Raw genomic sequence first — 12,064 nt, forward strand, 5'->3', positions numbered from 1 at the left:
ACATTTATATAGCCTTGTACACTGTGCATCGATTCTGTTGCTTATTGCCGTCAATAAAATAAAAAAGAAGAGTGTTGTAACAATGAAAAAAATAATAGCCATCTTGGTTTTTGTGGTTTTAGCTTTTTCTCTGTGGACTTTTAATAAGCCCGCGCCTAATACCCATTCGATTGCGCCAACATCGAAACAAGCGCCTGAGGTCGTGGTCATTGATGCAAAGGTAGAAACTATCGCTGATAAAGTTGAAGCCTTAGGGACAACTTCATCTAAGGAATCACTAACCATTACCTCGAAAGTGACAGATAAAGTCGTTAAAGTTTTATTTGAAGATGGTCAACAAGTCCAACAAGGTCAGTTACTGATTCAACTTAATGATGCCGAAGCAAAGGCTAAGGTAACGGTTGCCAGAGTAAATCTTGCAGAAAGTGAACGTGAATTACAGCGCATCTCTGAGTTAGTAAAAAGTCAAACGGTGGCGCAACTTGAAAAAGATGCTCTACAATCTGAAATTGATGCCGCTAAAGCTGAATTACTACAAGCTAAAGCGCAACTTAGAGACCGTCAAATTAAAGCCCCGTTTAGCGGGTTTTTAGGGGTTAGAACGGTAAGCTTGGGCTCTCTAGTTACACCCAGTACGGTTATTACTACCTTAGATGATTTATCGGTGATGAAGCTCGATTTTACTGTGTCTGAGAAATACCTAGCAGATGTCAAAGTGGGTGAAAAAATTGTCGCGACATCTAGTGCATATCAAGGTGAGCAATTTGTCGGTAAAATTACTCACATTAATAGTCGGATTGATCCCGTTACCCGTTCAGTAACCGTTCGTGCTCATATTCCCAACTCTGATTATAAACTGCGCCCAGGAATGCTAATGGGGTTAAACTTATTTTACGATGAGCGTCAATCATTAATTGTGCCAGAGTCGGCCATCATTCCTATCAAAACCGACCATTTTGTGTATGTGGTTGATAGTCAAAATTATATCGAAAAGCGCCAAGTTCAAGTGGCTGGAAGAAGTCGTGGCCGCGTCGAAATTGCCAGTGGCATAGAAGTGGGTGAGCAAATAGTGATTCGTGGTTTAATGAAAGTGCGCCCAGGCATGCAAGTGACCACTAAAACCCAAGAAAAATGGCTGCATAAGGGTTAAGCCAGATGATCATTACAGATTTGGCTGTTAAACGACCGGTATTGGCCTCGGTTTTTTCCATATTGTTAGTGGTATTTGGCTTGGTGGCATTTGAAAAGCTGCCATTGCGTGAATACCCCAATATTGATCCTCCTATTGTTTCTATTAACACTAACTACCGCGGTGCTTCTGCGGCAGTAGTGGAAACCCGCATCACCCAGTTAATTGAAAATCGCGTCAGTGGGGTGCAGGGGATCCGTCATATCTCTTCTACTTCCCGCGATGGCCGTTCTAGTGTCACCTTACAGTTTAATGTCGAAAGGGACATCGAATCTGCGGCCAATGATGTCCGCGATAAAGTGGCTGGTTTATTAAATAATCTGCCAATAGAAGCGGATCCACCAGAAGTTGAAAAAGCAGATGGTGGTGCCGAAGTGATCATGTGGTTAAATTTAGTTTCTGATCGCCTCAATACCTTAGAACTCACGGATTATGCTCGCCGTTATATTGTTGACAAAATGTCTGTCACTGATGGTGTCGCCAATATTCGTGTCGGTGGTGGTAAGGTTTACGCCATGCGCATCTGGATTGATCGTCAACAGCTTGCGGCACGCAATTTAACGGTGACCGATGTTGAGCGTGCCCTTCGTAATGAAAACGTCGAATTGCCAGCAGGTTCGGTTGAATCGAAAGAGCGTCATTTTACCGTTAGGCTCGAACGTAATTATTGGACAGAGCAAGATTTTTCTAACTTAGTGTTAACCCAAGGTAAAGATGGCCACTTAGTTAAACTTGGTGATGTGGCCAGAGTAGAAATTGGTTCAGAGGAATCTCGTATTACTTTTAGGGGCAACACTGAAAATATGGTGGGCTTGGGGGTCACTAAGCAATCTGTCGCTAATACTCTTGAAGTAGCCCGTAAGATCAATGCGTTAGTGGACGAAATTAATCCTACTTTGCCTGCAGGAATGGAAATTAAGCGCTCTTTCGACAGCTCGGTTTTCGTTGAGGCATCAGTGGATGAGGTGTACCAAACCTTATTTATTGCCATGATTTTGGTGATCGTGGTGATTTACATTTTCTTAGGCACTTTTAGGGCAGTGTTAATCCCTGCAGTGACGGTGCCGGTATCGCTTATTGCGACTTTTATAGTGCTTTACGCTCTGGGTTACACTCTAAATTTATTGACACTATTAGCATTGATCTTAGCGATTGGCATGGTGGTTGATGATGCCATTGTTATGCTAGAAAATGTTTATCGTCGCATAGAAGCGGGTGAGCCACCACTAAAGGCCGCTTTCCTCGGGGCGCGCGAAGTTTCCTTTGCCATTATTGCCACAACCTTGGTGCTGGTTTCGGTATTTATGCCAATTACTTTCTTAGATGGTGACTTAGGCCAACTATTTAAAGAGTTTGCCGTTGCCATGAGTGCGGCGGTAATTTTCTCCTCGGTGGTGGCGTTAAGCCTAAGCCCTATGATGTGCTCAAAATTACTTAAAGCAAAGCAAAAGAAGAACCCGTTACTGGTTGGCCTTGATAAAGGGATGGACACACTGGCGGTTAATTACCAACGGTTACTGAAAAAAATTATTCATAAACCCGTTCTTATGTTGCTGGTGATTGTTACTGCGCTAACGAGTGCCTATCAATTAATTAATCATATTCCACAAGAATTTACCCCTCAAGAAGACCGCGGCTCGATGTTTGTCATGATCAATGGACCTGAAGGTGCCAGTTTTGATGCGATGGCTGAATATATTGATGAGATTGAAGCGCGCTTGATGCCACTGGTTGAAGCCGGCGAAGTAAAGCGTCTATTAATTCGTGCTCCAAGGGGCTGGGGGGGCGTAGCTGACTTTTCAAATGGCATGGCCATCATAGTGTTAGAGGATTGGTCAGTGCGCCGTCCAGTGAAACAAATTGTGGCTGATATTCGAGGTCGCTTAAGTGATTTGTCTGGAGTAAGAGCGTTTCCGATTACTCGTCAAGCTTTTGGCCGGGGTATGGGTAAGCCAGTGCAGTTTGTAATTGGTGGCCCTAGCTATGAAGAGTTGGTTCAATGGCGCGATATTATGATTGCCAAGGCGTCTGAAAATCCATTAATTATTGGTCTTGAGGATGATTATAAGGAAACCAAACCTCAGTTAAGGGTGGTAATAGATCGCGATCGTGCGGCAGATCTTGGGGTGTCGGTAAGTTCGGTCGGGAGCACTTTAGAAACCATGCTTGGTTCCCGTGTGGTAACCCGTTTTATGCGTGGTGGTGAAGAATATGATGTCATCATTGAGGGGGAACGGGAACAACAAAGTAGTGCCACTGATGTGTCGAATATTTATGTGCGTTCAGAACGTTCAGGTGAACTTATCCCATTGTCTAATTTAGTGAGCATAGAAGAGTTTGCTGATGCCAAAGAGTTAAAGCGTTATAACCGCCTTCGCTCAATTACTTTATCAGCCTCTTTAGCTCCGGATTATTCATTAGGGCAGGCTCTTGATTATTTAACTGAGCTCGCTCGCAATGAGTTACCTGCAGAAGCGAGTATTAGTTTTAAAGGGGCTTCACTTGACTACAAAGAGTCAGGTAACTCTATTTACTTTGTGTTTATTGTTGCTTTGTTGGTGGTGTTCTTAGTATTGGCTGCCCAGTTTGAAAGTTTTGTTCACCCCTTGGTGATCATGTTGACCGTACCACTAGCCATTTTAGGGGCGCTTATTGGCCTTTATATGATGGGACAAACCCTGAATATTTATAGCCAGATTGGCATTATCATGTTGGTGGGTTTAGCGGCCAAAAACGGTATTTTAATTGTTGAGTTTGCCAACCAATTGCGTGATAAGGGGCTAACCTTTGAAACGGCATTAGTCGAAGCGGCGGGTCAACGTTTACGACCAATTTTAATGACGGGTATTACCACCGCGGTAGGGGCTTTACCTCTGGTGCTTGCTGAAGGGGCGGGCGCCGAAACTCGCTTTGTTATTGGCGTAGTCGTGCTCTGTGGTACGGTAGTGGCAACCCTATTTACTTTGTTTGTGATCCCAACGGCTTATCAGCTACTGGCTAAAAACACTCGCTCGCCAATGGCAACCGAGCAAGAGTTAGAGCGGCAACTCAAGCAAGGTTCAAACTAAAATATCAATAATTAAAACAAAGGGCGCCACTAGGTGCCCTTTTTGTTTATGTAAGCCAATCACTTTAGCTTAGCTAGGTACTTGTCATTAAAGCGCAGTGCATTGCCTAAGCCGCGGGCTGAAGCTTCCCTTAGGCGATACAGACCCAAGTAACATAGTGGCACTAGATATAATGAGGTAAAGGTGGAGAACACTAAACCGCCAATAATGGCAATTGCCATAGGACCATAGGGCGGGCCACCGCCACCTACTTGGGTATCACCTAATGCCAGTGGAATTAGGCCAACTACAGTAGTACCTACGGTCATTAATACCGGGCGCAAGCGTGATTGACAGGTGCTAACAATAATATCCAGCAGCGGCTCATCGGATTTTGGATTGCCAATATGCTCGACCAGCACAATGCCGTTATTGACCACAATTCCCATCAAAATAAGAATACCAATCATGGCCATCACACTCATGCCGGTGCCTGTGATAAACAGCGCCCAAAATACCCCAGTAATAGAAAATAAAATCGATGTAATGATGGCGGTTGGCATTAATAATGATTCAAACACGGCGGCCATCACGATATAAATCAAGCAGATAGCCAGCAGCATATTGGTCACCATAATGCCTTGGGATTCATCATTGCGTTCAAAACCACCGCCAAAACGATAACCATAACCTTCCTTAAAGTGGATTTGATCTAGGGCTTGTTTAAGTGCTTCACGGGCTTTATCCATAGAGAAGTCTTTTTCTAAGTTCGCGCCTAAAGTCAGTGAGGTCTGGCGGTTAAAGTGACGGATCTTTTCCAGTCTTGGTTGCAGTTTAGTGGTGGCGATATCCGCTAGGCGATAGACGCGGTTATTGACCCTTAAAATCGGCATGTTTTCCATCGCTTCTAGGGACTGACGGTATTGGTAATCCATGGCCAGCTCGAAGCGAATTTCACCGGATGGGTCGTGACGGAAAGAACGCAGCGGTGTGCCACGCATTGCGGTGGCAATATTTTGCGATACCGTCGCCACATCCGTACCTAGGCGATTCACCAGTTCACGGTTAATCTCGATGATTAACTCCTGCTGGGAGCCAGTCAGTTCTGAGTTCACATCGGTTAGTCCCTCAACAGCGCTTAATAGTGGTATAAGCTGTTGTGAAATCCTGACCAGTTCACTGGTTGCAGGCCCGGTGAGGGTTAAACGAACACCTGAGTTGTTGCCGCCCCAGCCAAACTGTGGTTTGGCAATGGAAAACTTAGGAAAGCCCTGTTTCATTTTTTCCTTTAATTTTTCAATATCATCGGGCAGCTCTTTATTCATAATAAGGGTACTGGTCGCACGCTCAGGATGGTAATAACTGTAAATCGATTCGATACCGAATTCTTGCTTGTTATCGTATAGGTACTGCTCCATTTGGCTGACCAAAGCTTCTGACACGGCTAACGAATGGCGGCCCTCAATATTGTAGTTAATGTAGAGTCTGTCTTTATCGTTATTATCACTACCTTCACCAACCATGGACAACGGCAGTGCCGTAGAAGCCAGCATTAACACCGCGATAAAAGCTGAAACTTTAGGGTGGTTTAAGCTCCAACTTAAGCTTTTGATGTAAAAACGTTGCAGTTTAGAATCAACCTTTTGGGTATGTTTGACATTGATTTTATGCAGCATTAATGGAATTAGGGTTTTTGCCACAAGCAGTGATGCTGCTAGGGAAATACAAATACTCATTGCCACATGCTCAAGGAATACGGTTAGCTCAACCTTTACCCCAACGATATTAGGTAAGAACACAATCGCCGTGGTTAGGGTGCCAGCAATCACTGCAAGTGTGACCTTATTGACCCCAGTTAAGATAGGTTGTGGGGTCTTCTTGGCTTGTTCTTGCAATACCGATTCTGTTACCACTACCGCGTTATCAATCAGCATACCAACCGCTAATAATAAGCCCATCATAGAGAGAATATTGAGGGTGTAGCCCAGCATGTACATGGCGCCTAGAGTAATCGCAATAGATACTGGCACTGAAGTGACAATGATGGCGGTCATCATTAGGTTACGTAGGAATAAATACAACACAATAAAGGACAGTAGCGCGCCTAATAGGCCGGCTAACAGTAAGTCAGACAGTGAACGCTCTACCGCGTCGGCCTGATCTTCCATGACATACAGATTAATGCCATCAAATTGTGGATTGTTTTCCACCTCGTTAACCACTTTAAGTACTCGGTTGGCCACTTCAACCAGGTTAGCGCCAGACTCTTTAAAGATGTTTAGACCAACCGCATAGGTTTGGTCTAAATGACGGCCTTCGCGTTTTTCAGGTAATGAATATAACACCTCGCTAATATCACCTAGGGTTAAACCATCACTGATTGGTAAGGCTTTAATTTGCTCTAGGTTTTTAAATTCACCCTGGGGCAGTACTTGCAAAACACCCGATGTTGAACGTAGCTGACCACCATTTTGAATGAAGTTTTGTGCTAACAGTTTACCCCTTAGCTCGGCAATACTGAGATTGGCGGCCATTACTTTATTGGCATCTAAGCGTACTTCAATACGCTTTTGTTCAACACCATATAGTTCAACTTTACTTACCCCTGGTACTCGCTCTAGGGGGCGCTTCAGTTGTTTATCGAGTAAGTCATAGGCATTGGCTAACTCTCGCTCGCTCGATAACCTTAGGGTCAGAATTGACATATCTGAGGTGGAAAACTGCATCACAAAAATACGTTCTAAATCAGCGGGCAGTAGGTGCCTTACCGAGTCGATACGCTCTCTGGCTTGCAGCGCCTTAGAGGCTATGTTTTCCCCCCATTTTAGGTTCATCCAAATTTGCACACCGTCTTGATTAGACTCTGAGTGCATCTCATCAATACCGCTAAGGGTTGCTAAGGATTCCTCTAAAATCAGGGTAATATCCCGCTCTACCTCTGCAGGGGTAGATCCCTGGTAAGGCACCTGCACAAATACCCGAGGAATATCAATACCCGGGAACATTTCAAGCGGTAACAGTCGGCTAGAAGCCGCCCCTAGTAGCAATAACGAGATAAACAGCATAAAGGTGGTGACAGGGCGCTTCAGCGCCAGTGCGGTAATGTTAGGCATGACTCACCTCCGCAGCTGTAGAGTTCTTGCTTACCATGCTTAGTAGTGCAGGGATCACTACCAAGGTCAGCAGGGTAGCAAGGGTTAAACCAAAGATAACGGTAATGGCCATGGGTGCTCGAACCTCAGCACCTTCACCTATGCCAATGGCCATAGGCAGTAAACCTAAGGTGGTGGTAAAGGTGGTCATCATAATCGGGCGCAACCTTGAGGTGGCCGCTTGGTAAATGGCATCCCTAAGTTGTTCGCCTTGATTCAATAGCTGATTCATCCTATCGGTTAATACAATGGCGTTGTTCACCACAATACCGGCAAGCATGATCACCCCGATAAATACCACCACTGATAGCGGCGTATTGGTCAGCATTAGGCCTAAGATAGCGCCAGCTAGGGCCATAGGCACAGCACCTAGAATAACCAGTGGTTGTACAAAGGATTCAAACTGGCTGGCCATCACTACGTAAACTAGGAATACTGCTAATGCTAAGGCCATTTTTAACGAATTAAAGGAATGCTGCATTTCTTCGTTTTGACCCACTACTCGGGTCAGTACCCCTTTGCTTAAGTTAAGGTTATTAATGATTTGCTCTGCCTCGGCAGCGGCTTCATCAAGGGTACCAAAACCTAAGTTACTAGAGATTATTGCCACCCTTTGCTGATCAACACGGTCGATAGCAGCAGGGCCCACTTGGTAGGAGATAAACGCCACCGAGCCTAAGCTAATTGGTCTAGTGGAGTTAGGGTTGATGATCATCTGTGAGATATCACTGGCTTCATTACGCTCGTCGATTTGTGAACGTACCTCGATATCAATTTTACGGTCGCGTACCGTGTATTTGCTGGCAACATTACCGCCGACTCGAGTGGCAATCGCGCGGGCAATCTCTGGTGCTTCTAAACCAAGGGCCGCAAGGCGAGGGTGGTCAAATTCGATTAATAACTCTGGTTGACCATCACGCATCGAATTTTGCAAATCACTGAATCTTGGGTTGTTATCTAATGCCGCTAATACTTGTTCTGAAGCCTGTCTTAGCTGTACTAAATCATAGCTTTGCAGTTCAATTTCTAGCGGTGTTTTAAAGCTAAATAACTGTGGATGCTCAATATTGAGCTCTAAGTCTGATATTTTTGCGCCCTGGGTTCGCAGTAAACCTGCAACTGCCTGGTAGCTATTGGCACTACTTAGGTTGACCTGAAGGCGTCCCCAGTGTTCACCGCCTTTATTACCTTGAGAGGTCAGTAAGCCTGCACTACCTGCCTGGGCATAAATGCTGGTTACACTTGGGTGCTCGGCAATGGCTAAGCGTAGGGTTTCTAGTACTTCATCGGTACGTTTTACATCGGTACCCGGTGGCAGTAACACCTCAGCATAAAACTCACCTTGGGCCATTTGTGGAATAAGCTCTTGCCCTAGTTTTGGCAGTTGCATAAAAATGATAGCGCTGATGGCAACCGCGACTAAAGTGGTAACCAGAGGACGCTTTAATGCGCCTTTTAGTAACGGTTGGTAAGCTTTTTCAATGCCACGGTAAACAAAGTTAAATAATGTTTTAATTGGCCAGAATAGTTTGCCAAGAATAAAGCTAAATACTCTAAATAGTGCCATTATCGAGGTCAGCAATAATTGTGGTAATTGTTTAAATAACACAATAAAAGGGAAGCTAAACACTGTGGCACTATAGTGTTTTAGTTTGCCTAATTTAGAGTCTGGTAGCTTCTTTTTAGGTTTGATTAATGCTGGTAGTGCCTGAAAACCTTGGCGTGAAGCCAGCATAGGGATAACCGTTAATGCCACGACTAGAGAGGCAATCAACGAGAAAGTCACTGTCATAGCTTGATCAGAGAACAAGCTGCCAGCAATACCGTCGACAAAAATCAGTGGCACAAATACCGCTAAAGTGGTTAGGGTTGAGGCAAAAATGGCGCTGGCTACTTCTTGGGAGCCTTTGACTGCGGCATCTAGTTTAGTTAAGCCCTGTTGCTTATATTTATCAATGTTTTCCAGCACCACAATGGCGTTATCTACCAACAAACCGACTGCTAGGGCAATGCCGCCTAATGACATAATGTTTAAGCTAATGCCGCTGAAGTACATCAGATTAAAGGTAGCGACAATGGAAACCGGAATCGCTATGGAAATAATTAGAGTGGCAACAATGTCTTTTAAGAACAGGTAAATCACCAGCATCGCCAAAAGACTACCGAGTAAACCCGCCGAGGTGACCTCATTGACGGCTTGTTTAATAAAAGTGGATTGATCAAAGATCACCGTGAGTTGGACTTCCTTGTCCTTGTTTATTTGTTCAACCGCCTGCTTAATAGCATCGGCAACTTGAACCGTATTACTGTCACCTTCCTTATAGATGGCTAATTCAACTGCGGGTTGACCATTGACTCGAACCACATCCTGTTGCTCTTTATTGCCATTTTTGATGGTTGCTACTTCAAATAGGCGCACCATAGTATTGGCATCACGGTACACAATCAGTTGACCTAGGGAATCCAAGGTTAAGAACTGATTAAAGGTACGCACTAGATACTCTTTTTCACCTTCTAGTACTTTACCGGCCGATACATTGACGTTTTCCGCGCTAATACGTTTTAAAATGTGGTCACTGGTTAGGCCTAACTGGGTAAGGCGATATTGGTCTAGGGTAATTTCAATTTGACGCTCAAGACCGCCGGATAGCTGCACTTGAGCCACGCCTTTGACCGCTTCAATTTTACGTTTTAGCTGCTCATCGGCGTAGGTGCGCATGTGCTTTAGATCTTCTAAGGACTGTTCTTGCTCGGTGGACATGGCAATACGCACAATGGGATCTAAATTGGGATTAAATCTAAGCAGTAGCGGCTTGGATATTTCTAAGGGCAGAACCACTGTGTCCAGTTTCTCACGGACATCGAGACTGGCCATATCCATATCTGTGCCCCATTCAAACTCAAGCACTACATCTGAAAGACCAGATTTAGAAACAGAATGGATGCGGCGCAGGCCTTTTACTACACCGACGGCTTCTTCAATAGGTTTTGATATTAGCTGTTCAACTTCCACCGGAGCCGCGCCATCGTACATGGTACGAATGGTTACACTTGGGTAGCTTAGGTCGGGTAATAGTTTAACCGCTAAGCGACTAAAGCCGACCATACCGAACAGCATGATGGCGAACATGGCCATCCATACTGAAACTGGTCTTTTGACTGAAGTATTAATCATTGCGGTGCCCTTACTTAGCTGCTAGTACATTAAGTGGGGCGATAACTTCTACTAGGGCGTCGTCTTTTAAGCTTTGCTGACCACGTACTACAATCGCATCGGCAGCTGTTAGTCCGTCGATCACTTCAACCAAGCCGTTATCCCTAAAGCCAAGGGTCACTGGTACTTTACGTGCCTTTTCACCATCGATGGTGAATACACTGTAGCGATTATCCTGATTTACCAGAGCATTAGCAGGAATAGTTAACGCATCGTTGTGGGTGGCGTACTTCACTTTTACTTTGGCGAACATGCCCGCTTTTAGTAAATGGTCGCGGTTATTAACTTGTACGGTAACTTTAAAAGTACCGCTTTGGCGTTCGATTCTTGGTGAAATGCGTAAAACATTACCTTTAATGTAGTCCGTGTCATTTTGTAGACTGGTTTGTACGAATACACTTTGGCCGACATTAATATGTTTTAACTGAGCTTCAGGCATGTGAATAATGGCATGCAATTCATCTTCGTTAATAATATGGAATAGCTTGGAAAATTCAGTCGCCATGGCGCCTACTTTGACAAAGCGATCGGTAATGACGCCATCAAATGGCGCGCGGATTTCACTTTCAAATACTTTTAGTTCGGCCAGTTTCTCTAATGATTTGGCTGCGGCTAGATTGAACTCTAGTTTAGCTAACTGATCACGGCTGATGTATTCTTGGTTATCCATCTTTTTCAAACGGTTAAGCTCTTGCTCAATCACCATTACTTCTGCTTGTGCGCGTTCGAGATCAAAGCGTAATCGTTTAGCGTCTACAGTGGCAAGCAGTTGGCCTTTTGTTACTCTATCCCCTTCTTCTATATGAAGGGTTTCTACCATGCCAGCAAGACGAGAAACTAACGTGGCTTCTAATGGCGCATCAAGTGATGCAGTAGTAGCGTAAAAAGAAGAAATATCACTGACTCGTACCGGCTGAGTTTCAACGGGTATTTTATAAACTGGCTTTTCTTTTTCTTTATTGGCTTGGTCGGCATTGGATTGACTGCAAGCGGCAACAACCGAAGAAAAACAAATAATGGCAAATAGTTTGGCTAATTTTTGGTTAAACATGATGATGATCCCTGTTTTATCTCATGCCACTAAATAGCGATTAATGTGCCAGTTGTGTAAGCTGTTGTTTTGTATTGGTTTTATTGTTTTTATTTAACGGGGTGGTGGTATTTATTACTATTTGTTAGCAAAAATTACACAAAAAAATAGCAATTTTGATTACCTTAGGTGAGGATATATAGTACGACTGCAATTAAATAGATAGTCCTAAAAAATAGCCATTTAGCATTGAATTTAGACGTATTGCACACATTATCAACGTTCAATGAAAAATAACGGAAAAAGCCTTTGACTTATTTTGGTGAGCCGTTAATATACGCGCCATCGAAACGCGGGTGAGGTGGCCGAGTGGCTGAAGGCGCTCCCCTGCTAAGGGAGTATAGGGTTTGTAGCCCTATCGAGGGTTCGAAT

Annotated in this window: 5 protein-coding genes; 2 read left to right on the forward strand and 3 right to left on the reverse strand. The window is 44.3% G+C overall.

Annotation, left to right across the window (positions count from 1 at the left end; all coding sequences use genetic code 11):
- The first annotated feature begins 82 nt into the window (after positions 1-82).
- On the forward strand, positions 83-1,150 hold the full coding sequence (locus GFB48_RS16010) for an efflux RND transporter periplasmic adaptor subunit (RefSeq protein WP_163938112.1): 1,068 nt from the start codon (positions 83-85) through the stop codon (positions 1,148-1,150).
- Positions 1,151-1,155: 5 nt separating this feature from the next.
- On the forward strand, positions 1,156-4,257 hold the full coding sequence (locus GFB48_RS16015; RefSeq protein ID WP_163938115.1) for an efflux RND transporter permease subunit: 3,102 nt from the start codon (positions 1,156-1,158) through the stop codon (positions 4,255-4,257).
- A gap of 59 nt (positions 4,258-4,316) precedes the next feature.
- On the opposite strand, the gene GFB48_RS16020 is transcribed toward GFB48_RS16015, so the two are convergent.
- From GFB48_RS16020 to GFB48_RS16030, 3 genes are read right to left on the reverse strand one after another with little or no spacing between them, the layout of a single operon-like run.
- A complete protein-coding gene (locus GFB48_RS16020; protein ID WP_163938118.1) occupies positions 4,317-7,349 on the reverse strand; it encodes an efflux RND transporter permease subunit in 3,033 nt (1,010 codons plus the stop codon).
- Positions 7,342-10,563, reverse strand: coding sequence for an efflux RND transporter permease subunit (locus GFB48_RS16025; RefSeq protein WP_163938122.1), 3,222 nt, complete (start codon positions 10,561-10,563; stop codon positions 7,342-7,344). The genes GFB48_RS16020 and GFB48_RS16025 overlap by 8 nt, the downstream gene beginning before the upstream one ends.
- A gap of 10 nt (positions 10,564-10,573) precedes the next feature.
- Complete coding sequence (locus GFB48_RS16030) at positions 10,574-11,653, reverse strand: efflux RND transporter periplasmic adaptor subunit (RefSeq protein ID WP_163938125.1); 1,080 nt, start codon at positions 11,651-11,653, stop codon at positions 10,574-10,576.
- Between the last annotated feature and the right edge of the window lie 411 nt (positions 11,654-12,064).

The sequence above is a fragment of the Paraferrimonas sp. SM1919 genome (assembly GCF_010993985.1).
Taxonomy (GTDB): domain Bacteria; phylum Pseudomonadota; class Gammaproteobacteria; order Enterobacterales; family Shewanellaceae; genus SM1919.